This window comes from Streptomyces sp. NBC_01241, assembly GCF_041435435.1.
Classification (GTDB): Bacteria; Actinomycetota; Actinomycetes; order Streptomycetales; family Streptomycetaceae; genus Streptomyces.
This window is the reverse complement of the sequence record NZ_CP108494.1, coordinates 4,291,779-4,315,137: the sequence shown is the minus strand read 5'-3', so window position 1 is coordinate 4,315,137 and position 23,359 is coordinate 4,291,779. Positions and strand designations below refer to the sequence as shown.

Here is a 23,359-nt window from a genome sequence, read left to right as displayed (position 1 = left end):
TACCATGCGGGGACGCAGCAACCGACAACCATCGACACCAGCTGACGACGACGAGGGACGGGTAGGCGCGTGGCCGAGGCGGCAGACATTCAGGGGATCGGTCCCTCTCCTGCCCGCCGGTGGCTGCGGCGCACAGCCGCCACGATCATCGGGGCGCCGCTCGTCGCCGTGCTGCTGGCCGGACCGACCGCGTCCGCCGCGCAGGCCGGTGGGACCGCCAAGGCCCCCACCGGCTCCGAGACGGTCGATGTGTCCCTGGACACTCTCGCTCCGAGCGCACCGGTGAAGGGGGACACGCTGACTGTCTCCGGCACCGTGACCAACAGGGGCAAGGAGACGATCACGCAAGCGGAGGTCGACCTGCGAGTGGGGCCGAGGCTCTACGGCAGGATGTCGATCGACGCCGCGGCCAAGCGCACCGGCTACGTCCCCGGCAGCGACCCCGCCCCGCTCGGCGGCAAGTACACGGTGAGGTTCGCGAAGCTTTCTTCCGGAATCAGCCAGGACTTCACGCTGTCCGTCCCGGTCGACAAGCTGGGGCTCGGCGACGACGGCGTCTACCAGCTCGGTGTCTCGCTGTCGGGGCAGACCTCCCGGGCCCGGTACGACCACGTGCTGGGGATCCAGCGCACCTTCCTGCCCTGGCAGGAGGAGGAGCGTGACTCCAGGACGAAGGTCACCTATCTCTGGCCGCTCATCGCGTCGCCCCACGTCACCGCCGAAACGGGCTCCGACGATCAGCAGACACCCGTGTTCGCGAATGACGACCTGGCCGCCGAACTCGCGCCGGGCGGGCGCCTGGAACAGCTGGTCTCGCTGGGCAGCCAGCTGCCTGTGACATGGGTCATCGACCCGGATCTGCTGGCCAGCGTCGACGCGATGGCACGGAACTACCGCGTGAAGTCCGGCGACACCACCGTCGCCGGGAAGAACCAGGCCGTCGCCAAGAAGTGGCTGACCTCGCTGGAAGCCGCGGTGTCGGACGGAAAGGTCGTCGCGCTGCCGTTCGCCGATCCCGATCTGGCGTCCCTCGCACACCGTGGCAAGAACGTATCGGGCACCCTCGGCCACCTGCAGACCGCCACGGATGTGGCCGGGACGACGGTGCAGACCATCCTGCATGTGAAGCCGTCGACCGACTTCGCGTGGCCCGTCGACGGGGCGGTGGATCCGTCGATCGTCGACGTGGCCACCTCGGCCGGCGCACACAACGTGATCGCCCGCAGCGACAGCCTCCAGGAGACCGGCAGTCTCCCGTACACGCCGACCTCGGCCCGTCCCATCGGCGGTGGTACCACCGCCGTCGTCGCCGACGCCCGGCTCTCCACGGCCTTCCAGGGCGATATGTCGAAGGCGGGGAAGTCCACCCTCGCCGTACAGAAGTTCCTCGCGCAGACCCTCGCCCTGACCGAGCAGGACACGGACGAGGAACGGAGCATCGTCGTCGCGCCGCAGCGGATGCCGACGGTCGCCCAGGCCCAGTCGATGGCCGCCGCTCTGCACTCCCTCGACGACGAACGCTGGACCCAGCCCCTCGGGCTCGTCGACGCGGCCGAGGCGAAGCCCGACGCGGACGCGACGACCAGCATCCCCGGCTCCTCCAAGTACCCGAAGCGGCTCCGCAGCCAGGAGCTGCCCACCCAGGCGTTCCAGGACATCAAGTCCACCCAGGCCTCGCTCAACAACTTCCAGGTCATCCTTGCCCGGCCGGAGCGCGTGGTGACCCCCTTCGGCAACGCAGTCAACCGGTCCATGTCGACGTCGTGGCGCGGCCGGCCGCTGGAGGCCCAGCAGTACAGGGACTCGGTACGCACCTACCTGCAGGGTCTGATCAACGAGGTACAGCTCATCTCGAAGTCGGACGTCACCCTGTCCGGCCGCAGCGCGACGATCCCGGTGACCGTGCAGAACAGGCTGTTGCAGGGCGTGGACCACCTGGTCCTCCGGCTGAAGTCGGAGAACGCGACCCGGCTCAAGCTGAACAACGGCGGGGCCGTGGCGGAGCAGCCGATCCGGATCGCCGGCGGGCACAGCCAGTCCGTGAAGTTCGACGCCGCGGCCAACATCAACGGTCAGGTGCAGATGACCGCACAGCTCTACACCGAGGACGGCACGCCGTACGGCGGAGAGATGACCTTCACCGTGAAGGTCTCCGAGCTCACCCCGACCGTGCTGCTGGTGATCGCCGGCGGGCTGCTGCTTCTGGTCCTCGCAGGCATCAAGATGTACACCCGGCGCAAGCGGGCCAACGCCGGTGGTGCGGCCGGCGGCGACGGCAGCGATCCCGAGCAGCCGAGTGACCCGACGCCGGACACCGGTCCGGAAAGCGGGGCACCGTCGGGCCCGGGTGAGAAAGTGGAACGTTGAGCGATGTCTGTCGTGGCCGGTCGGCCGGGGACGATGAGGTGGGGTTTCGATGAACGCGCCGTACGACGATGACCGCGGTCAGGGTGCGGGCGGAGCCGGGTCTTCCGGTGGGCCTCCGGTCCCTCCCGCACCGGACCAGGTTCCGCCGACGCGCGATCCGTACCTGCAGTCCGCGTACGCCTACGATCCCTACCGGGCCCAGGACCTGTCCGTCCAGGATCCGGTGACCGAGGCGCTGTACGACCGCGCCGCGCACCCGCCGCCGCCCCCTGGCACCTACCAGCAGCCCCAGCCGCTCTACCAGCAGCCGCCCGCGGCGCAGTACCCGCCCGACCCGCGTATCTGGGCACAGACCCCACCCCCCGAGCCCGACGGACCGTCGCGGCACCTGCCGTACGGCGACAACCCGGCGACCACCCAGTTCGTCGGGGTCGACGATCTCGTCAGCCAGGCATCCCACGACCGTGAACAGCCTGACGCCTTCGCCCACCTGTTCCGGGACCAGGAGGGCCCGGCAGGCCCCTCCCCCGTCCCGGCCGAGCCCGAGCCTGCCCCGGCCCCGGCGCCCGCACCGCCCAAGTCCGGCGGCCGGGCCTCCGGCGTGCTGAAGTCCAGTGCGGTGATGGCGGCCGGCACGCTCGTGTCCCGGCTCACCGGATTCGTCCGCAGCCTCGTGATCACCGCCGCGCTCGGTGCGGCACTTCTCGGCGACAGCTTCACCATCGCGTACACCCTGCCGACGATGATTTACATCCTCACCGTCGGTGGCGGGCTGAACTCGGTCTTCGTTCCCCAGCTCGTGCGATCCATGAAGGACGACGAGGACGGCGGCGAGGCCTACGCCAACCGTCTGCTGACGCTGGTGATGGTCGCGCTCGGTGTGATCGTCGCGCTCGCGGTCTTCGCCGCTCCGTGGCTGATCCACATGATGTCGCCCACGATCGCCGGGGACACGGCCGCCAACAGCGTCGCCGTGACGTTCGCCCGGTACTGCCTGCCCACCATCTTCTTCATGGGCGTGCATGTCGTGATGGGCCAGATCCTCAACGCCCGCGGCAGGTTCGGCGCGATGATGTGGACCCCGGTCCTCAACAACATCGTCATGATCTTCACGTTCGGCATGTTCATCTGGGTCTACGGCACCTCCGCCGAATCCCAGATGGGGGTTCAGACAATCCCGCCGGAGGGCGTCCGGCTGCTGGGCATCGGCACGCTGCTCGGCCTGATCGTCCAGGCCCTGGCCATGATCCCGTACCTGCGCGAGGCCGGCTTCCGCTTCCGGCCGCGCTTCGACTGGAAGGGACACGGGCTCGGCAAGACGATCAAGCTGGCCAAGTGGACCGTCCTGTTCGTGCTGGCCAACCAGGCAGGCGTAATCGTCGTCACCCAGCTCGCGACATCGGCGGGCAAACTGTCCGGCAAGGACGGCACCGGTTTCCTTGCCTATTCCAACGCTCAGCTCATCTGGGGCATGCCGCAGGCGATCATCACCGTGTCGGTCATGGCGGCCTTGCTGCCCCGCATCTCCCGCGCCGCCCACGACGACGACCCGGGCGCCGTCCGCGACGACATCTCCCAGGGCCTGCGGAACTCAGCCGTGGCGATCGTGCCGGTGGCCTTCATGTTCCTCGCCCTCGGCCTGCCGATGTGCACCCTGCTGTATGCCTCCGCGGGTACCGAAGCGGCCCGGTCCATGGGCTTCATCCTCATGGCATTCGGTCTCGGCCTGATCCCGTACTCCGTGCAGTACGTGGTGCTGCGAGGCTTCTATGCCTACGAGGACACCCGGACGCCCTTCTACAACACGGTCATCGTCGCCGCGGTCAACGCGGCCGCCTCGGCTCTCTGCTACGTAATCCTGCCGGCGCAGTGGGCCGTGGTCGGCATGGCTGCCGCGTACGGACTCGCCTACGCCGTCGGCGTGGGCATCGCGTGGCGACGGCTGCGCAACCGGCTGGGCGGCGATCTGGACGGCGCCCACGTCGTCCGCACCTACGCCCGCCTGTGCCTGGCCGCCATCCCGGCAGCGGCGCTCGGCGGCGGCGTCGGCTTCGCTGTTCTCATGGGCCTCGGTGAAAGCGCCTTCGGCTCACTCGTCGCGCTGATCTGCGGTGGGGCCGTTCTGCTGGGCGTCTTCTTCGTCGCCGCCAAGCGGATGCGGATCGAAGAGATCAACGGCATGGTCGGCATGGTCCGAGGGCGGCTCGGGCGCTGAGGATCACAGCCGCACAACCATCACCGCTCCTTGCGTGTCGTGCATAACGCCGGAGTGTGGGCACAATTGGCGTGACTGTGCAGGGCTGGCTGGCATCGCGCAACGGATGGGGAGGCAGGAACGACGGTGGCGGAACGTAGCACGGCTGCCGTCGACGTGGCCGACAACAGCGGTGATGAACCGCTGGCCGCCAAGGCGGACGAGGCCACGACCGACGGGACGGCGAAAGCTCAGGACACAACGGGCAACGAGCCTCAGGACACGGACGGTGAGCGCATCAGCCCCGAGGCCACTCTGCCGACCCCTGATCTGCACAGCGGGCACAAACTGGCCAGACGTTACCGACTCGAAGAGTGCGTCACCCGTCTGGACGGGTTCAGCAGCTGGCGCGCTGTCGATGAGAAACTGCGCCGCGCGGTCGGCGTCCATCTGCTGCCCGCCGACCACCCCCGAGCCCGCTCGGTGCTGGCCGCGGCCCGCTCCTCCGCGCTGCTCGGCGATCCGCGCTTCGTGCAGGTGCTCGACGCGGTCGAGGAGGACGACCTCGTCTACGTCGTCCACGAGTGGCTTCCCGACGCCACCGAGCTCACCTCGCTGCTGACCGCGGGGCCGATGGAGGCGCACGACGCGTACCAGCTCGTCAGCCAGGTCTCCCAGGCCATGGCCGCCGCGCACCGCGAGGGTCTCGCGCATCTGAGGCTGACCCCGGGCGCGGTGCTGCGCAGCTCGACCGGGCAGTACCGGATCCGCGGCCTCGCCGTGAACGCCGCACTGAGGGGTATCACCGCCGACGGCCCGCAGCGCGCGGACACCGAGGCGATCGGCGCCCTGCTCTACGCCGCACTGACCCAGCGCTGGCCGTACGAGACCGATGCCTACGGTCTGTCCGGCCTGCCCAAGGGTGTGGGGCTGATCGCGCCGGACCAGGTACGGGCCGGTGTCCACCGTGGCCTGTCCGAGATCGCCATGCGCGCACTCGTCAATGACGGCGCCACTGCCTCCCGGCAGGAGCAGCCGTGCACCACCCCGGACGAACTGGCCAAGGCCGTCGCTGCGATGCCCCGTATCCGCCCTCCGGAGCCCACCTTCACTGCGCCCCCGGAGTACCAGCGCACGACCTACCAGCAGGGCACCTACGGGCGCCCGCCCGCCGGCCCCGGTGTCACTACGCAGCCGGTGATCGCCGTGCCCCCGGCCCCGCTCCAGAGCCGCACCGGCAAGGTCCTCAAGTGGGCGGTATCCGCGCTACTCATCGCCGCACTGGGCCTCGGCAGCTGGCAGCTCGCCGAGACGCTCCTCAGCAAGGACTCGGGAAACGACGACACCACGCAGACGACCCCGGAGAACGACGACAACAAGCCTCCGGCCCCGCTCAAGCCGCTGCGGATAACCGGTGCGACGGAGTTCATGCCCAGCGGTTCGGGGATGAAGCCGGAGGACGCGCCTAAGGCCATCGACGGCGATGCGAGTACTGCCTGGATCACTTACCGCTACAAGGGCTACGCCAACTTCGGCAACATCTCGAACCGCCGGGACGGCAGCGGCATAGTCGTCGATCTGGGCAGTGTCCAGGACGTCAACGGCATCAAGGTCGAGATGTACCGCAGCGGGCAGAAGGTCGAAGCACTCGCGGCCGATGCGAACGCATCGGCCCCGTCGTCCCTCTCGGACTTCCCTCAGCGCCTCACCAAGCTCGCGACGGTGGGGAGCGAACTGAAGGAATCCCTCGCCAAGCCCGTACGGACCCGCTACGTGCTGATCCACATCATGGAGCTGCCGTCGGACGGGACGTCCGACGGCTTCCGTGGCGGCATCTCGGAGATCTCGGTACTCGGCTGACGCGAAAGGCCGGTGGGAGCCCGCTCCCACCGGCCTTTCGCGCACCGTCCGGGCCGGCCTGTCGATCTCGTACTGTTCGGCTTCCGCCCTCTGCCCCTGCCCACTCGAATCGTGATAGACAGACGCACCTTGACGCAGAGAGGGAGGGAGGGGAGGTGGCCGCCGAGCCGTCGGAACCACTCAGCGACTCAGACCTCCTCGCTCGCCATGTGGCCGGTGAACCCGACGCCTTCGGCGAGCTCGTACGACGCCACCGCGACCGGCTGTGGGCCGTGGCACTGCGGACCCTGGGCGATCGTGAGGAAGCCGCCGACGCCGTCCAGGACGCGCTGGTCTCCGCCTTCCGGGCCGCCCACACCTTCCGTGGCCAGTCCGCCGTCACCACCTGGCTGCACCGCATCACCGTCAATGCCTGCCTCGACCGGGTCCGCAAGGCGGCCACCCGCAAGACCTCGCCGGTCGATGACACCGAACGGTTCGACCAGCTACTCGAACCGCACGAGTCCGCGGAGGCCCCGGCGGAGCGCCGGGACCTGCACCGCGAGCTCCTGGCCGCACTGGCCACTCTCCCCGCGGAGCAGCGCGCCGCCCTGGTCCTCGTGGACATGCAGGGCTACCCCGTGGCGGAGGCGGCACGCGTCCTCGACGTACCGACAGGCACCGTGAAGAGCCGCTGCGCGCGGGGCAGAGCCCGGCTGGCTCCTCTGCTCACCCACCTACGCAGTGAGGACGCAGGAGCCGAGGAACCCGCCGTGGCAAGGAACCGGACGCCGCGCGCATCCGTCCCATCCGCACCGGGGCCGAGGGACGCGGGGACAAGCGACGATCCTGCTGCAGTGAAGGGCGGAGGTGGGCGCGCATGACATCAACGACCGAAACGACCCAGCACCCGGATGTCTCGGAGATCTCCGATCTCACGGAGGGGCTGCTGCCGCCGTCACGTGCGGCAGAGGTACGGGGCCATGTGGACGACTGCGAGCTCTGCGGCGATGTCCATGCCTCACTCGTGGAGATCCGCGAGCTGCTCGGCACCGTGCCCGCACCCCAGCACATGCCCGACGATGTCGTGGACCGCCTTGACACCGCGCTCGCCGCCGAGGCTCTCAGCACCACGGCGCCCATCGGCGCAGTGCCGCATGTTTCACGTGAAACAGAACCTTCCATCGCGCAGAAGCCGGACGCGGAGCCCAGTCTCTCGGACCGCCCTGCCGGGCATCCCCGGGCGAACACCGGACCCGGCCGCCGGTCGGCCCGGCGCCGCCGCCGCACCGCCGTGCTCGGCACCGCCCTCGGCGCGGCCGTGGTCGGCGTGAGCGTCTTCATGCTGCAGAACGTCCAGTCGTCCCAGGAGGATGCCAGCCTCAAGGCAACGGACCACGGCTCCAGCTCCACAGCAAAGCGCACAGGAACCTTCACGCCGTCCACCCTCGAAGGCCAGGTCCAGACACTTCTTCTGAGTGCCGGCACAAAATCATCGGGTCCGGACGGAACCGACGCCGAGAAGCAGGCATCGCCTTCCGTCGACAGCCAGTCGACGCCCAGGAACGACTCTCCCGGATCCGAGTCACCCCGAACGCCGTTGCGTGCGCCCGTCGTGTCCGTCCCGCTCTGTGTGGAGCAGGGCATCGGACGGAAGACCGCGGCCCTCGCCGTGGAAGAAGGCACCTACGAGGGCACGGACGCCTTCCTCGTCGTCCTGCCGCACCCCTCCGACGCGACCCGCGTCCAGGCGTATGTCGTCGACGCCGCCTGCGTCCGGGAAAAGCCCGCCACCAAAGCGAAACTACTGCTGATCCACGCCTACGCGCGCCCCTGAGAATCAGGCCGGAACGCCGCCCCGGCACGTCGGGAATGCATCCCCCGTAGGATCCGTTGGGTTGGGTGAGAGTCGTTGAACCGACCCCATCAGGCGTGGACAGTAGGCAGTCTGCAGAGACGAGGAAGAAACCCGTGAGCGACGTCCGTAATGTGATCATCATCGGCTCCGGCCCCGCGGGCTACACGGCCGCCCTTTACACCGCACGCGCCTCGCTGAAGCCGCTGGTGTTCGAGGGCGCCGTCACCGCCGGCGGTGCTCTGATGAACACCACCGACGTGGAGAACTTCCCGGGCTTCCCGGACGGGATCATGGGCCCTGACCTCATGGACAACATGCGCGCCCAGGCCGAGCGCTTCGGCGCCGAGCTCGTCCCCGACGATGTCATCTCCGTGGACCTCACCGGCGACATCAAGACGGTCACCGACACCGCCGGCACGGTGCACCGCGCCAAGGCCGTCATCGTGACGACCGGCTCCCAGCACCGCAAGCTGGGCCTGCCCAACGAAGACGCCCTCTCCGGCCGCGGCGTCTCCTGGTGCGCGACCTGTGACGGATTCTTCTTCAAGGACCAGGACATCGCAGTGGTCGGCGGCGGCGACACCGCGATGGAGGAAGCAACCTTCCTCTCCCGCTTCGCCAAGTCCGTCACCATCGTCCACCGCCGTGACTCGCTGCGTGCCTCCAAGGCCATGCAGGACCGCGCCTTCGCCGACCCGAAGATCAAGTTCGCCTGGGACAGCGAGGTCGCGGGAATCCAGGGCGAGCAGAAGCTGTCCGGCCTGACCCTTCGGAACACCAAGACCGGCGCGACGTCCGAGCTCGCGGTAACCGGTCTGTTCATCGCAGTGGGCCACGACCCGCGCACCGAGCTCTTCAAGGGGCAGCTCGAACTCGACGACGAGGGCTACCTCAAGGTCGATGCCCCCTCCACGCGCACCAACGCGACCGGCGTCTTCGGCGCCGGTGATGTCGTCGACCACACCTACCGACAGGCCATCACCGCTGCCGGCACCGGCTGCTCGGCCGCTCTCGACGCCGAGCGCTTCCTCGCTGCGCTCGCCGACGACGAGAAGGCCGCCGCAGCCACCGTCTGACTCACGTCTCTCACCCCACACACCCCTAAGAAGTTAAGGAGGCCGCCGTGGCCGGCGACCTGAAGAACGTGACCGACGACTCCTTCGACGAGGTAGTCCTGAAGAGCGAGAAGCCGGTACTGGTGGACTTCTGGGCCGCCTGGTGCGGTCCGTGCCGCCAGATCGCACCCTCCCTGGAAGCCATCGCTGCCGAGCACGGCGACGAGATCGAGATCGTCAAGCTCAACATCGACGAGAACCCGGCCACGGCCGCCAAGTACGGCGTCATGTCCATCCCGACCCTGAACGTCTACAAGGACGGCGAGGTCGCCAAGACCATCGTCGGAGCCAAGCCGAAGGCCGCACTCCTCCGCGACCTCGAAGGCTTCATCAGCTAGAAGAGCCGTGGTTCGATGTTTCACGTGAAACGGGTCCATCCCCTGGCAGGGGATGGACCCGTTTCACGTGGTCATGTTCGTTCGGATCACAGCGGCCGCAGCGCCGGTTCCTTCTGGACAGCACCCAGCAATCGATCCAGTGCCAGCTCGACGTCTTCCTTCCACGAGAGCGCCGTCCGCAGTTCGAGTCGCAGCCGCGGATGGACAAGATGCGGCCGTACGGTCTTGAAGCCGACCGCGAGGAGATGATCCGCGGGAAGCACGCAGGCAGGCTCCGTCCACCGGGCATCGCCGAAAGCCTCAATCGCCTTGAATCCCCGACGCAGCAGGTCCTTGGCGACGGTCTGCACCATGACCCGGCCCAGCCCCTGCCCCTGGTACCCCGGCATGATCCAGGCAGTCATCAGCTGCACGGCATCGGGGGAGACGGGGCTCGTAGGAAAGGCAGTCGAACGCGGTACATAGGCCGGTGGTGCGTACAGAACGAAGCCCACCGGCACATCGTCGACGTGGACGACGCGACCGCACGAACCCCACTCCAGCAGAACGGCCGAAATCCATGACTCTTTCTCCAGCTCGGACGTTCCCGCCTTTACTGCAGCTTCGCCGCTGACCGGATCAAGCTCCCAGAAGACACACGAGCGGCAGCGCTTCGGGAGATCGGAAAGATTGTCCAGTGTGAGCGGTACGAGCCGGCGCCCCATGAAAGCTGTTCCTCGCTTCCTTCGCCCGCCGCATCGTGTGCGGCCGTCAGTGCACTCCGTTCCAGGAGCAGACTGCCGGCGAACCCTCCGACGGCGGCCCCCAGGCCCAGCCCCACTGCCACCCGTCGGCAGTGGCTCACTGATCGCATGGCCCTCCCCCCACCGAGGTGGCTCAGAACGGATGTGCCATACCAGAACGCATCGTATCCACCCACGGATGAAGCCGATACCGAGAGAAAGCAAAGGGTGGGCTGTGTTCCGGTATCCATCGGAACACAGCCCACCCCAACACTCATCCGGCAGAGATCAGCCCTCGTCGTCCTCGGCAGGGTTCTCAGACGGTTCCCGGTCCAGCACCCGCCCCTCGCCCGGTGCCAGACTGCCGAGAATGCGGTCCAGATCCTCCATGGACGCGAACTCGACGACGATCTTTCCCTTCTTCTGCCCGAGGTCGACCTTCACTCTGGTCTCGAAGCGGTCCGAGAGCCGGGAAGCAAGATCGGACAACGCCGGCGACACCCGTCCACCGGCCCGCGGCCCCTTGGACTTGGCAGGACTCGTCGGCCTGGACCCCATGAGGGTCACGATCTCTTCGACCGCCCGCACAGAGAGCCCCTCGGCCACAATGCGATGCGCCAGCCTGTCCTGCTCCTCCGAGTCATCCACGGACAACAGTGCCCGCGCATGCCCCGCCGACAAGACCCCGGCCGCGACCCTGCGCTGCACTGGAGGCGAAAGCCTCAGCAGACGCAGTGTGTTGGACACCTGCGGACGGGACCGCCCGATCCGGTCCGCCAACTGGTCATGCGTGCACTTGAAGTCCTTGAGCAACTGGTCATAGGCGGCCGCCTCCTCCAACGGATTCAGCTGAGCCCGGTGAAGGTTCTCCAGAAGTGCGTCCAGGAGCAGCTTCTCGTCGTCCGTGGCCCGGACGATCGCCGGGATCCGCTCCAGACCCGCCTCACGGCACGCCCTCCAGCGCCGCTCACCCATGATGAGCTCATAGCGCTCCGGACCCGTCTTCCTCACGACAACGGGCTGGAGAAGGCCCACCTCCTTGATGGAGGTGACCAATTCGGCAAGGGCATCCTCGTCGAACACCTCACGGGGCTGACGCGGATTAGGGGTGATGGAGCCGAGAGGAACCTCGGCAAAGTACGCCCCTGCGGCTCCCACCGATGCTGCGGACGCCTCGGGCTCCGAAACCGGCGCACTCGGCTCCGGCACAACCGGAGCGGACGCAAGAGTGGCCACCTTCGCAGCGGCCACCCCCCGCTCTGCCGTCATCACCGGACCCGCCCCGGAAGAGGCCGATCCCGCCCCCGCGGACGGCATCTGCTTCTCCTGCGGAGCGGCGGGGATCAGGGCACCTAGCCCACGCCCCAACCCTCTTCGGCGCTCACTCACTGGATCCCCTCCGAAATGCTCTGCTGGCTGTTCCCGCTGCCCGTGTGGGCATGCTGGGCCTCGTACTGCACCCCGACACCCCGCAACGCGATCTCACGCGCAGCTTCGAGGTACGAAAGCGACCCGCTCGAACCCGGGTCATAGGTCAGCACGGTCTGCCCGTAGCTCGGTGCCTCCGAAATCCGCACCGACCGCGGAATGTTCGTCCGCAGCACCTCCTTACCGAAGTGACTGCGCACCTCCTCCGCGACCTGCGAAGCGAGCCTGGTTCTTCCGTCATACATGGTGAGCAGAATCGTGGACACATGAAGGTCGGGGTTGAGATGCCCCCGCACCAGGTCCACATTCCGCAGCAACTGCCCCAGCCCCTCCAGCGCGTAGTACTCGCACTGAATGGGGATCAGCACCTCGGCGCCGGCGACCAGGGCGTTGACCGTCAGCAGGCCGAGCGAGGGCGGGCAGTCGATCAGAATGTAGTCCAGCGGCTGCTCATACGCCTGGATCGCCCGCTGCAGTCGACTCTCCCGCGCCACCAGCGACACCAGCTCGATCTCCGCACCGGCGAGATCGATCGTGGCGGGTGCGCAGAAGAGGCCTTCGACGTCCGGAACAGGCTGAACCACCTCGGAGAGCGGCCGACTCTCCACCAGGACGTCATAGATGGAGGGAACCTCGGCATGGTGATCGATACCCAGAGCCGTAGAGGCATTCCCCTGCGGGTCGAGGTCCACCACCAGAACACGTGCGCCGTGAAGCGCTAGCGAAGCTGCAAGGTTGACCGTCGTGGTCGTCTTGCCCACTCCACCCTTCTGATTGGCCACCACCATGACGCGCGTCCGGTCAGGACGGGGCAGGCCCTCGCCAGCGCGGCCTAGGGCCTCGACCGCCAGCTGGGCCGCGCGACCGATGGGTGTGTCATCCATCGGCGGCGGTGTTTCACGTGAAACACCCTCCTCCGCCGATTCGGTTCGGGGACCGGGGACCGGGTCGGTCATCGGTCCCGCGATGTTGGCGTCGGACCGCAAGGATTCACTCTCCTCGACTTCAGGCTCACAATGCACAGAGCCTGCCATGCTTTCGGGGTCGTGAACCAGCGAGGCCCGCTCTTCTGTGGATGAATCCACTTCTGTGGACAACTCCATAGCTCTAACGGGCTTGCGATGCCGCGGCGCGGCAGCCGCACGACCGCGGCTGATGATCCCATGCAGCAGAGAGCGACGTTTCACGTGAAACACGATGCCCCCGCAGCGTAACTACGGGGGCACGACACTCCGCGTGGGGCACATACGACTACTTACCGGGAGCATCACCAACAGGCGGCGCAAACTGCATGTACCGGCTGATTCCGCAACGTGGCCGGAGCGTGTCAGCGACGGCGCCTCGTACGGCTCGCCCTCGCGGCCTTGGCCCTCTTTGCGGCGAACCTCACACCGCCCGGACTCTCCCCGACCACCACTCGCACCACCGTGGACATCGGATCGACGATGCCCTCGCCGACATGCAGCACCTCGGTCTCCACCACACCGAGCTTGCTCAAGGCCGCCCGCGCGCCGACGATCTCCTCCTCGGCGGTGTCCCCCTTGAGCGCCAGCATCTCTCCGTACGGACGCAGCAACGGAACGCCCCAGCCAGCCAGCCGGTCGAGCGGTGCCACAGCCCGAGCCGTAACGACGTGAACCGGTTGAAGGGTCCCCAGAACCTCCTCGGCCCGACCGCGCACAACCGTCACATGACTCAGCCCCAACAGTTCGACGACCTCCTGAAGGAAATTCGTCCGCCGCAGCAAGGGCTCCAACAAGGTGATCTTGAGGTCCGGACGCACCAGTGCGAGCGGAATACCCGGAAGGCCCGCGCCAGAGCCCACATCGCAGACCGTGACGCCCTCGGGCACGACCTCGGAGAGCACGGCACAGTTCAGCAGATGCCGCTCCCAAAGCCGCGGTACCTCACGTGGACCGATCAGTCCCCGTTTCACCCCAGCATCCGCCAGCAGTTCCGCGTACCGGACAGCCTCCGGGAAGAACTCGCCGAAAACCGCCCGCGCGCCTTCAGGCGCCTGGGGAAGCTCTACTTCCGCCGTCACGGGAACCGTCCTTCCATACCGCACTACCGCACTGTGGGTGGCTGACTATCAGGCTGACAAAGATCGGCCCCGCCTGCGAACAGACGGGGCCGACAGAACAAGGGTCTGGTCAGGCCGGGAGAACGACGACGAAGCGCTGCGGCTCCTCGCCCTCGGACTCGCTGCGCAGACCGGCGGCCGCAACCGCATCGTGCACAACCTTGCGTTCGAACGGCGTCATCGGGTCCAGCTTCACCGGCTCACCGGTGCTCTTGACCTCGTCCGCGGCCTTGGCACCCAGCTCGGCGAGCTCGGCCCGCTTCTTGGCCCGGAACCCAGCAATGTCCAGCATCAGACGACTGCGGTCACCGGTCTCCCGGTGCACAGCAAGCCGCGTCAGCTCCTGGAGCGCCTCCAGCACCTCACCGTCGCGGCCCACGAGCTTCTGCAGATCACGTGCCGAGTCACTGATGATCGAGACCGCGGCCCGGTCCGCCTCGACGTCCATGTCGATGTCGCCGTCGAGATCGGCGATGTCGAGCAGACCCTCGAGGTAATCCGCTGCGATCTCACCCTCCTGCTCGAGGCGGGTCAAGGTGTCGCTGCCCTCAGCGGCCGTGGAGGTGGTGCCTTCCGTCACGGATGGACTCCTTCTTACTTCTTGGACGGGTGCTTGGGCCGCTGCGGACCCTTGCGCTGTCCGGACTTGGCTTGGCGTGAGGAGCCGGACGCGGGCTTGCCCGCCGGCTTGGGCTTGTCGTCGTCCTGTGATGCGTCCCGCTTGTCCAGGGAGGTCTTGGACTCCGGCTCGGCAGAACCGGCCTCCTTGGCCTGCTGGGCGGCGGTCTGGCGCTGGGCCTTGGTCTGCCGCTTGGGCTGCTGACGCCGCTGCGCGGCTCCGCCCTCGGCCTCGGCAACAGCCGTGTCGCTCTTGATCACCGTGCCGTCTTCCTGGGCGGCGAGGCCCAGCTTGGCCAGTCCCGTGATGAACTTCCGCTCGATGTCGTTACGGTCCGGACCCTTGGACACGATCCGCTTGACCGTATTGCGCTTGGTCCTGCCACGCACCTCACCGTGAGCGGTGACGCTCTTCAGCAGACGTCCCAGGTACTGGTCCTGCGCCTTGCTGCCCGGGGTCGGGTTCTGGTTGATCACGTACATCTGCTGACCCATGGTCCAGACGTTGGTGGTCAGCCAGTAGACGAGGACACCGACGGGGAAGTTGATCCCCATGACGGCGAAGATCAGCGGGAAGATGTACATCAGCATCTTCTGCTGCTGCATGTACGGCGTCTTGACCGTCAGGTCGACGTTCTTCGTCATCAGCTGGCGCTGGGTGAAGAACTGCGACGCCGACATCATCACGATCATGACCGCGGTGACGACCCGGACATCGAGCAGAGAGGCACCGAGAGCGCTGACGTCCGACGCGCTGTCCATGAACTTGGCAGCGAGCGGAGCACCGAAGATGTGTGCCTTACGGGCGCTGTCGAGCAGCGGCTGGTCGATGACACCGATCGTCTTGCCCGAGGCGATGGCCGAGAGCACGTGATACAGGGCGAAGAAGAACGGCGACTGCGCCAGGATGGGAAGGCACGAGGAGAGCGGGTTGGTGCCCGTCTCCTTGTACAGCTTCATCATCTCTTCGGACTGACGCTGCTTGTCGCTCTTGTAGCGCTCCTGGATCGCCTTCATCTTCGGCTGGAGCACCTGCATGTTCCGGGTCGACTTGATCTGCTTAACGAAAAGCGGGATCAGGCAGATCCGGATCAGTACCACCAGGGACACGATGGACAGGCCCCAGGCCCAGCCCGTGTCATCGCCGAAGATCGCTCCGTACAACTTGTGGAACTGGACGATGACCCATGAAACGGGCCAGGTGATAAAGCTGAACAGACTGGCAATCGTGTCCACTAATCAAGCTCCTTGAGCATTGGGCGAGGTCTCTGCGGCCGGGCTCGGGGATTCGGAAACCGACCCCCCGGGAGGCACATCAGCGGCGGAGTCCCCGCCCTTGCCACCGCGTATGGCAGTACGCAGCAGTTCGTGCCAACGCGGACGTTTGCGCGGTGGAACATGGTCCACGCCACCGGGTGACCACGGATTGCACCGCAGGATGCGCCAGGCCGTCAGCGCAGTTCCCTTGATCGCTCCGTGCCGGTCGATCGCCGTATATCCATAGTGGGAACACGACGGGTAGTAACGGCAGACAGGCCCGAGAAGTGGGCTGATCGTCCACTGGTACAACTTGATAAGAGCCAGCAGCGGGTACTTCATCGCGCGCCCCCTCCCAGCAGCCGCTGAAGAGCGGCATCCAGGTCTCGGGCCAGCTGTTCATGGTCGGCGTCACCCGCTCCGGGCAACGCTCGTACGACAACCAGGCTACCGGGGGGCAGCAGGGCCAGTCGTTCGCGGACCAAGTGGCGAAGCCTGCGCTTCACCGCTGTGCGTACGACCGCTCCACCCACAGCTTTGCTGACAACGAAACCCGCACGCGGCGGGGGAGCACTCTCCCCAGTCACGTGCGGGTCCGTTGCACCGCTGCGTAGATGAACGACGAGTAGCGGGCGGCCGGCCCGGCGTCCTCGACGTACTGCGGTCGCGAAGTCCTCGCGCCGCCTCAGCCGATTCTCGGTAGGCAGCACGTCATGACCTGTAAGCGATCAGGCGGACAGGTTGGCGCGACCCTTGCCACGGCGGGACGCGAGAATCGCGCGGCCGGCACGGGTGCGCATCCGCAGCCGGAAGCCGTGGGTCTTCGCGCGACGACGGTTGTTCGGCTGGAAGGTGCGCTTGCTCACTCGGGGGCTCCAGAAATGACTCGTGTGTTGGCGGGACATCGCCTGGCTGTCACCGTGCGCCCACGAGAGACTCGCGTAAACGCTCTAGTGCACCGCTTCACGATCACAGATCGTGATCTTTGCCCATCGGAGGCAGGCGGCAGCAGCCATCGACAACTCGACCTGGCCACGGTACGCGCGGCCAGACCATCCGGTCAAACCAGCTCTAGCGCACCCCGCGCTATGCACAGGCTGTGGACAACAACTTGAACCACGCGGGTCCGCCTGACTACCGTGGTTGAACCCCGGTTCTTTTTCTTCCTGCCTGCCGGTCCTCACCCATCCCGAACCATCCCGTCCCGAGAACCACACATTCGTGGGACCAGCGAGAGAGCGTGCCTTGTGGCTGATGTACCTGCCGATCTTGCCGCAGTGTGGCCACGAGTGCTGGAGCAACTCCTCGGGGAGGGCCAGCAGGGCATCGAGCCGAAGGACAAGCAGTGGATCGAGCGCTGCCAGCCGCTCGCACTGGTCGCCGACACCGCGCTGCTCGCCGTCCCCAACGAATGGGGCAAGCGCGTACTGGAAGGCCGGCTCGCGCCGCTCATCAGCGAGACGCTGAGCCGCGAATGCGGCCGCCCGATCCGCATCGCGATCACCGTCGACGACTCCGCGGGCGAACCTCCGAACCCGCCCGCGCCCCCGATGCACCAGTCCCCGCAGCCTCAGCAGCACCGCTACCAGGGACCGCAGCACGATGAGCGTCAGCACAATGACGCGTACGACGGATACGGGCACCGGCCCTCGGACGACGGCATGCCGACCGCCCGGCCCGCCTACCCCGACTACCAGCAGCGGCGCCGCGACCCCGGTGCGTGGCCGCGCACCCAGGAGGACCTCTCCTGGCAGCAGCCCCGGCTCGGCGGATTCCAGGACCGCGACACCTCGGCGGAGCAGTGGCGGGAGCCGTACGCCGGCGGCCGTCCCCAGCAGCCGCAGCACGACTACCGGCCGCAGCCGTCCGAGCGTCAGGGTTACGAGCAGCAGCGCCCCGAGCGCCACGACATGCAGGACCCCCAGGCCCAGCACCGGCAAGGCGGCGCCGGCACCGGACGGCCCGGCGGCGCCACCGGGCCGATGGGCGCGCAGACCGCCGCCGCGCCCGGCGCCGGTGAGCCGGCGGCCCGGCTGAATCCGAAGTATCTCTTCGACACGTTCGTCATCGGCGCGTCCAACCGGTTCGCGCACGCCGCGGCGGTCGCGGTCGCCGAAGCGCCCGCCAAGGCGTACAACCCGCTCTTCATCTATGGGGAGTCGGGACTCGGCAAGACCCATCTGCTGCACGCCATCGGGCACTATGCGCGCAGCCTCTACCCGGGCACCCGGGTGCGGTACGTGAGCTCCGAGGAGTTCACCAACGAGTTCATCAACTCGATCCGTGACGGCAAGGGCGACACCTTCCGCAAGCGCTACCGCGATGTGGACATCCTGCTGGTCGACGACATCCAGTTCCTGGCGAGCAAGGAGTCGACGCAGGAGGAGTTCTTCCACACCTTCAATACGCTCCACAACGCCAACAAGCAGATCGTGCTGTCCTCGGACCGGCCGCCCAAGCAGCTGGTGACCCTGGAGGACCGGCTGCGGAACCGTTTCGAGTGGGGTCTGACCACCGATGTCCAGCCGCCGGAGCTGGAGACGCGGATCGCGATCCTCCGTAAGAAGGCGGTGCAGGAGCAGCTCAACGCCCCGCCGGAGGTACTGGAGTTCATCGCCTCCCGTATCTCCCGGAACATCAGGGAGTTGGAGGGGGCACTGATCCGGGTCACGGCCTTCGCGAGCCTCAATCGCCAGCCGGTCGATCTCGGGCTGACCGAGCACGTGCTGAAGGATCTGATCCCCGGTGGCGAGGACTCGGCCCCTGAGATCACGGCCACGGCCATCATGGCGGCGACCGCGGATTACTTCGGTCTGACGGTGGACGATCTCTGCGGAACCTCGCGCAGCCGCGTGCTGGTGACGGCCCGCCAGATCGCGATGTACCTCTGCCGGGAGCTGACCGATCTTTCGCTGCCCAAGATCGGGGCGCAGTTCGGCGGCCGCGACCATACGACGGTGATGCACGCGGACCGGAAGATCCGCGCGCTGATGGCGGAGCGACGCTCCATCTACAACCAGGTCACGGAGCTCACCAACCGCATCAAGAACGGCTGACGGGCCGCCGCACGCATACGCCCCGTACGCGCCGGAAGGGCGCCTGCGGAACCTTCACCGGGTTCCGCAGGCGCCCTTCTTCGTTGTCCGGAGTCCCGCGCCGCAGTCCCTCCGAAGCCCCTCCGAGTCCTTCCGAAGGCTCTACGAAGCCCCGTCCGAGCCTCTCCCAAGTGACTCCGAAGCCGCCGAAACCCGCTCCGGAGTCACTCCAACCCCCTCCGAGACCGTTGCGAAACCCGCTCGGAAGCCCCTCCCGCGCCGGACTCCGCGGCTCCGCAGCGGTCGCGGTGTTCGAATACCTGCCGTCGGGCGCCCGTTCTCCACAGATCTGGGGAGATTTTCCCCTCCACAGCCTGGGGACCCAGAAGTTGTCCCATATTGCTTCCACAGGGGCGACTGCCGATACTCCATCAGGCCAGGTCAAGGGCCTGGGGATTTGTGGTCAACAATGATCCACAGCCTGTGGACAACATCTTCGTCCACAGGGGGTCGATGATGTTGTCCACCGGCGGCCCACAGCGCGGGCTGTGTTGTCCCCAGCTTGATCGGGCTTCTCCACATCCCTGTCCACTGTTCGGCAACGCGACGGCGCCTTTCACTGTGCCGAGTGAAAGGCGTCACACCGAGAGGGTCGGTTGGGCTGTGGGGAACCTGGGTAAAGCTGGGGACAGCCCTGGGGAGAAACCCCCTTGCCCTGTGTACCGGGTGTGCAGAACTTTCGGCCGTCCACAGAAACACCGAGTTGTCCACTGGTGCCACCCACAGGGTCGGTGGACAAAAAACTGGGCCTGACCTGCGAAAACGACGTTATCCACCGTTTCCACAGGCCCTACTACTACTGCCACCTATAGTTAGCCCGGAATCCGCTTCGAAGTGGGGCCTGTGCACAACTCGGGGCCGGGACGCTCCGAGCCTGTTGTCGCGACTTGACCCCGAGCAGCACCGAGTGTCGGTGCCGTACGTCAGACTGGTCCCGTCGTCCTCCTGCTGTCATCGGCGGGAGACGCGATCGGACGACGAAGGCCAGCAGGGCGAGCGAGCAACAGCAGGAGGCGGTTCCGGTGAAGATCCGGGTGGAGCGCGATGTACTCGCGGAGGCTGTGGCCTGGGTGGCCCGTAGCCTCCCGGCCCGTCCGCCGGCGCCCGTTCTTGCGGGTCTTCTGCTGAAGGCTGAGGACGGCGTTCTCAGCTTCTCCAGCTTCGACTACGAGGTCTCGGCCCGGGTCTCGGTGGACGCGGAGGTCGAGGAGGACGGCACGGTGCTGGTCTCCGGCCGGCTGCTTGCCGACATCTGCCGGGCCCTTCCCAACCGCCCGGTAGAGATTTCCACAGACGGTGTACGGGCGACCGTGGTCTGCGGCTCCTCGCGGTTCACACTCCACACCCTTCCTGTGGAGGAGTACCCGGCGCTGCCCGCGATGCCGACCGCGACCGGCACGGTCCCCGGTGAGGTCTTCGCCTCGGCCGCCGCCCAGGTCGCCATCGCCGCGGGCCGTGACGACACGCTGCCGGTCCTGACCGGTGTGCGGATCGAGATCGAGGGCGAGACCGTCACCCTGGCCTCCACCGACCGTTACCGCTTCGCGGTCCGCGAGTTCCTCTGGAAGCCGGAGAACCCGGATGCGTCGGCTGTCGCCCTGGTGCCCGCCAAGACCCTGCTGGACACGGCCAAGGCCCTGACCAGCGGTGACACGGTGATGCTGGCGCTGTCCGGCTCGGGTGCCGGTGAGGGACTGATCGGTTTCGAGGGAGCGGGCCGGCGCACGACCACGCGACTGTTGGAAGGCGATCTGCCGAAGTACCGCACGCTGTTCCCCACCGAGTTCAACTCGGTCGCGGTCATCGAGACCGCGCCGTTCGTCGAGGCCGTCAAGCGTGTGGCCCTCGTCGCCGAGCGGAACACACCGGTGCGCCTCAGCTTCGAGCAGGGTGTGCTGATCCTGGAGGCGGGTTCCAGTGATGACGCACAGGCTGTGGAGCGGGTCGACGCGGTGCTGGAGGGCGACGACATCTCGATCGCCTTCAACCCGACCTTCCTGCTGGACGGGCTGAGCGCGATCGACTCCCCGGCCGCCCAGCTCTCCTTCACGACGTCCACCAAGCCCGCGCTGCTCAGCGGCCGCCCGGCCGTGGACGCCGAGGCGGACGAGGCGTACAAGTACCTGATCATGCCGGTCCGTCTTTCCGGCTGATCAGGCCATCGGTCCCGCATGGACAGCTTCCGACGGGCACGCTCAGCGCCGAGCATGCCCGTCGGTCTGTCCCCGGCCGGGCGTAGGCTCGGCTTCGGGTACGAATCGGCACAACGCTTAAGGAATCTCTGATGGAGCTCGGTCTCGTCGGCCTCGGCAAGATGGGCGGCAACATGCGCGAGCGCATCCGCCGCGCAGGCCACACCGTCATCGGTTACGACCGCAACCCGGACGTCTCCGATGTCCGCAGCCTCGAAGAGCTCGTGGGCAAGCTGAAGGGCCCGCGGGTCGTCTGGGTGATGGTGCCGGCCGGTGCCCCGACCCAGGCCACCATCGACGAGCTGGCCGGCCTCCTCTCGCCCGGTGACATCGTCGTGGACGGCGGGAATTCCCGCTGGACGGACGACGAGAAGCACGCGGTCGAGCTGGGCATCAAGGGCATCGGCTTCGTGGACTGCGGCGTCTCCGGCGGTGTCTGGGGCCTGGAGAACGGCTACGCGCTGATGTACGGCGGCGACGCCGAGAACGTGGCGAAGGTCCAGCCGGTCTTCGACGCGCTGAAGCCCGAGGGCGACTTCGGTTCCGTCCACGCGGGCAAGGTCGGCGCCGGCCACTTCGCGAAGATGGTCCACAACGGCATCGAGTACGCCATGATGCAGGCCTACGCCGAAGGCTGGGAACTGCTGGAGAAGGTCGACTCCGTCACCGATGTGCGCGAGGTCTTCCGTTCCTGGCAGGAGGGCACGGTCATCCGTTCCTGGCTGCTCGACCTGGCGGTCAACGCGCTGGACGACGACGAGCACCTCGACAAGCTCCGTGGTTTCGCCGCCGACTCCGGTGAGGGCCGCTGGACGGTGGAGGCGGCGATCGACAACGCGGTGCCGCTGCCCGCCATCACGGCGTCGCTCTTCGCGCGTTTCGCTTCGCGGCAGGACGACTCCCCGCAGATGAAGATGATCGCGGCGCTGCGCAACCAGTTCGGTGGCCACGCGGTCGAGAACAAGAAGTAGATCGGCGAGAAGCAGGTCGACAAGAAGTTGATCGGCAAGAAGCAGAACACGAAGTAACCGCAACGAGGAGCGGGCCGGGCCGTCAGGTCCGACCCGCACCACGGAGCACGGAGCAGGAAGCCGGGAAGGTCGGCGTACACCATGCATGTGACGCATCTCTCGCTGGCCGACTTCCGCTCGTACGCCCGGGTCGAGGTACCTCTCGAACCGGGCGTCACCGCTTTCGTGGGGGCCAACGGGCAGGGCAAGACGAATCTGGTGGAGGCCGTCGGCTACCTGGCGACGCTCGGCAGCCATCGGGTCTCCTCCGACGCGCCGCTGGTGCGGATGGGAGCGGACCGGGCTGTCGTCCGAGCGGCTGTCACAGAGGGCGAGCGTTCGCAGCTGATCGAGCTGGAGGTCAATCCGGGCAAGGCCAATCGGGCCCGGATCAATAGGTCGTCGCAGGTCAGGCCGCGTGATGTGCTGGGAATCGTACGTACGGTGCTGTTCGCGCCGGAGGATCTGGCGCTGGTCAAGGGCGATCCCGGGGAGCGTCGGCGTTTTCTCGACGAGCTGATCACGGCGCGTTCGCCGCGGATGGCGGGGGTGCGTTCGGACTACGAGCGGGTGCTGAAGCAGCGCAACACCTTGCTGAAGTCGGCGGCGATGGCGCGCAGGCACGGTGGCCGGTCGATGGATCTGTCGACGCTCGATGTGTGGGACCAGCATCTGGGCCGGGTGGGTGCGGAGCTGCTGGCGCAGCGGCTGGATCTGATTGCCACGTTGCAGCCGTTGACCGACAAGGCGTACGGGGATGTGGCGCCGGGCGGTGGTCCGGTGGCGTTGGAGTACCGGAGTTCGGTCGGTGCGGGGGTGGGTTCGGCGCGTACGCGAGAGGAGCTGTACGAGCAGCTGATCGCGGCCCTGGTGGAGGTCCGTAAGCAGGAGATCGAGCGGGGTGTGACGTTGGTCGGGCCGCACCGTGATGATCTGCTGCTGGGGCTGCGGGGTATGCCGGCCAAGGGGTACGCGAGCCATGGTGAGTCCTGGTCGTACGCGTTGGCGCTGCGGCTGGCTTCGTACGATCTGCTGCGCAGCGAGGGCAATGAGCCGGTGCTGGTGCTGGACGATGTTTTCGCGGAGCTGGATGCGCGTCGTCGTGAGCGGTTGGCGGAGTTGGTGGCTCCGGGTGAGCAGGTGCTGGTGACGGCGGCGGTGGACGACGACGTTCCGGGGGTTCTGGCGGGGGCGCGGTATGCGGTGTCCGCGGGTGAGGTGGAGCGGCTGTGAGCGGCCGTGA

20 protein-coding genes are annotated in these 23,359 nt (G+C 67.4%); 11 read left to right on the top strand and 9 right to left on the bottom strand.

Features of this window, described 5'->3' with window-relative positions:
* Positions 1 to 69: 69 nt before the first annotated feature.
* The 7 genes from OG306_RS19160 (at position 70) to trxA (ending at position 9,711) form a co-directional block, all read left to right on the top strand.
* The gene (locus OG306_RS19160) at positions 70 to 2,367 is read left to right on the top strand and encodes a DUF6049 family protein (RefSeq protein WP_266747328.1); all 2,298 of its coding nucleotides are present in this window, start codon (positions 70 to 72) and stop codon (positions 2,365 to 2,367) included.
* 49 nt (positions 2,368 to 2,416) lie between these two features.
* Positions 2,417 to 4,582: a murein biosynthesis integral membrane protein MurJ gene (gene murJ / locus OG306_RS19155; RefSeq protein WP_266747327.1), complete on the top strand. Its 2,166-nt coding sequence runs from the start codon at positions 2,417 to 2,419 to the stop codon at positions 4,580 to 4,582.
* 126 nt (positions 4,583 to 4,708) lie between these two features.
* Entirely contained in the window at positions 4,709 to 6,421 is a 1,713-nt protein-coding gene (locus OG306_RS19150; RefSeq protein ID WP_266906065.1) for a protein kinase family protein, read from the top strand.
* A gap of 155 nt (positions 6,422 to 6,576) precedes the next feature.
* Complete coding sequence (gene sigM / locus OG306_RS19145; RefSeq protein WP_266747325.1) at positions 6,577 to 7,284, top strand: RNA polymerase sigma factor SigM; 708 nt, start codon at positions 6,577 to 6,579, stop codon at positions 7,282 to 7,284.
* Complete coding sequence (locus OG306_RS19140) at positions 7,281 to 8,237, top strand: anti-sigma factor family protein (RefSeq protein WP_266906067.1); 957 nt, start codon at positions 7,281 to 7,283, stop codon at positions 8,235 to 8,237. Before sigM ends, OG306_RS19140 begins: the two co-directional genes overlap by 4 nt.
* A 134-nt stretch (positions 8,238 to 8,371) precedes the next feature.
* On the top strand, positions 8,372 to 9,334 hold the full coding sequence (trxB, locus tag OG306_RS19135; RefSeq protein WP_266747323.1) for a thioredoxin-disulfide reductase: 963 nt from the start codon (positions 8,372 to 8,374) through the stop codon (positions 9,332 to 9,334).
* Positions 9,335 to 9,381: 47 nt separating this feature from the next.
* Positions 9,382 to 9,711 (top strand): thioredoxin, encoded by a 330-nt coding sequence (gene trxA / locus OG306_RS19130; protein ID WP_266747322.1) that lies wholly within the window; start codon positions 9,382 to 9,384, stop codon positions 9,709 to 9,711.
* Positions 9,712 to 9,797: 86 nt separating this feature from the next.
* On the opposite strand, the gene OG306_RS19125 is transcribed toward trxA, so the two are convergent.
* From OG306_RS19125 to rpmH, 9 genes are all read right to left on the bottom strand, one after another.
* Positions 9,798 to 10,415 (bottom strand): GNAT family N-acetyltransferase, encoded by a 618-nt coding sequence (locus tag OG306_RS19125; RefSeq protein ID WP_266747321.1) that lies wholly within the window; start codon positions 10,413 to 10,415, stop codon positions 9,798 to 9,800.
* A 306-nt stretch (positions 10,416 to 10,721) separates the two neighbouring features.
* Positions 10,722 to 11,822, bottom strand: coding sequence for a ParB/RepB/Spo0J family partition protein (locus tag OG306_RS19120; protein WP_266747320.1), 1,101 nt, complete (start codon positions 11,820 to 11,822; stop codon positions 10,722 to 10,724).
* Complete coding sequence (locus tag OG306_RS19115) at positions 11,819 to 12,895, bottom strand: ParA family protein (protein ID WP_323184049.1); 1,077 nt, start codon at positions 12,893 to 12,895, stop codon at positions 11,819 to 11,821. The genes OG306_RS19120 and OG306_RS19115 overlap by 4 nt, the downstream gene beginning before the upstream one ends.
* A gap of 293 nt (positions 12,896 to 13,188) precedes the next feature.
* Positions 13,189 to 13,905 (bottom strand): 16S rRNA (guanine(527)-N(7))-methyltransferase RsmG, encoded by a 717-nt coding sequence (gene rsmG / locus OG306_RS19110; protein ID WP_266747319.1) that lies wholly within the window; start codon positions 13,903 to 13,905, stop codon positions 13,189 to 13,191.
* A gap of 109 nt (positions 13,906 to 14,014) precedes the next feature.
* Positions 14,015 to 14,524 (bottom strand): protein jag, encoded by a 510-nt coding sequence (locus OG306_RS19105; RefSeq protein ID WP_114245516.1) that lies wholly within the window; start codon positions 14,522 to 14,524, stop codon positions 14,015 to 14,017.
* Positions 14,525 to 14,538: 14 nt separating this feature from the next.
* Positions 14,539 to 15,798, bottom strand: a complete 1,260-nt coding sequence (gene yidC, locus OG306_RS19100; RefSeq protein WP_266747318.1) for a membrane protein insertase YidC — start codon at positions 15,796 to 15,798, stop codon at positions 14,539 to 14,541.
* A gap of 3 nt (positions 15,799 to 15,801) precedes the next feature.
* Positions 15,802 to 16,161 (bottom strand): membrane protein insertion efficiency factor YidD, encoded by a 360-nt coding sequence (yidD, locus tag OG306_RS19095; RefSeq protein WP_266747317.1) that lies wholly within the window; start codon positions 16,159 to 16,161, stop codon positions 15,802 to 15,804.
* On the bottom strand, positions 16,158 to 16,529 hold the full coding sequence (gene rnpA, locus OG306_RS19090) for a ribonuclease P protein component (protein ID WP_266747316.1): 372 nt from the start codon (positions 16,527 to 16,529) through the stop codon (positions 16,158 to 16,160). The genes yidD and rnpA overlap by 4 nt, the downstream gene beginning before the upstream one ends.
* A gap of 18 nt (positions 16,530 to 16,547) precedes the next feature.
* Positions 16,548 to 16,685 carry a 50S ribosomal protein L34 gene (rpmH, locus tag OG306_RS19085; RefSeq protein WP_030930485.1) on the bottom strand — a complete coding sequence of 46 codons (138 nt, stop codon included), beginning with the start codon at positions 16,683 to 16,685 and terminating at the stop codon, positions 16,548 to 16,550.
* A gap of 381 nt (positions 16,686 to 17,066) precedes the next feature.
* Between rpmH and dnaA the strand changes: the two genes are divergently transcribed.
* The 4 genes from dnaA to recF all read left to right on the top strand — a co-directional run bounded on the left by dnaA (position 17,067) and on the right by recF (position 23,349).
* On the top strand, positions 17,067 to 18,875 hold the full coding sequence (dnaA, locus tag OG306_RS19080) for a chromosomal replication initiator protein DnaA (RefSeq protein ID WP_371665521.1): 1,809 nt from the start codon (positions 17,067 to 17,069) through the stop codon (positions 18,873 to 18,875).
* 1,061 nt (positions 18,876 to 19,936) lie between these two features.
* Entirely contained in the window at positions 19,937 to 21,067 is a 1,131-nt protein-coding gene (gene dnaN, locus OG306_RS19075) for a DNA polymerase III subunit beta (protein ID WP_371665520.1), read from the top strand.
* 131 nt (positions 21,068 to 21,198) lie between these two features.
* Positions 21,199 to 22,077, top strand: coding sequence for a phosphogluconate dehydrogenase (NAD(+)-dependent, decarboxylating) (gene gnd / locus OG306_RS19070; protein WP_266747313.1), 879 nt, complete (start codon positions 21,199 to 21,201; stop codon positions 22,075 to 22,077).
* A gap of 141 nt (positions 22,078 to 22,218) precedes the next feature.
* Positions 22,219 to 23,349: a DNA replication/repair protein RecF gene (gene recF, locus OG306_RS19065; protein WP_266747312.1), complete on the top strand. Its 1,131-nt coding sequence runs from the start codon at positions 22,219 to 22,221 to the stop codon at positions 23,347 to 23,349.
* The last annotated feature ends 10 nt before the right edge of the window (positions 23,350 to 23,359 follow it).

Excerpts from the sequence above, each read along its gene's own strand:
- murJ (WP_266747327.1), top strand. The coding sequence starts at position 2,417 with ATGAACGCGCCGTACGACGATGACCGCGGTCAGGGTGCGGGCGGAGCC.
- OG306_RS19140 (WP_266906067.1), top strand. The coding sequence starts at position 7,281 with ATGACATCAACGACCGAAACGACCCAGCACCCGGATGTCTCGGAGATC.
- OG306_RS19125 (WP_266747321.1), bottom strand. The coding sequence starts at position 10,415 with ATGGGGCGCCGGCTCGTACCGCTCACACTGGACAATCTTTCCGATCTC.
- OG306_RS19115 (WP_323184049.1), bottom strand. The coding sequence starts at position 12,895 with ATGGCAGGCTCTGTGCATTGTGAGCCTGAAGTCGAGGAGAGTGAATCC.
- yidD (WP_266747317.1), bottom strand. The coding sequence starts at position 16,161 with ATGAAGTACCCGCTGCTGGCTCTTATCAAGTTGTACCAGTGGACGATC.
- gnd (WP_266747313.1), top strand. The coding sequence starts at position 21,199 with ATGGAGCTCGGTCTCGTCGGCCTCGGCAAGATGGGCGGCAACATGCGC.
- recF (WP_266747312.1), top strand. The coding sequence starts at position 22,219 with ATGCATGTGACGCATCTCTCGCTGGCCGACTTCCGCTCGTACGCCCGG.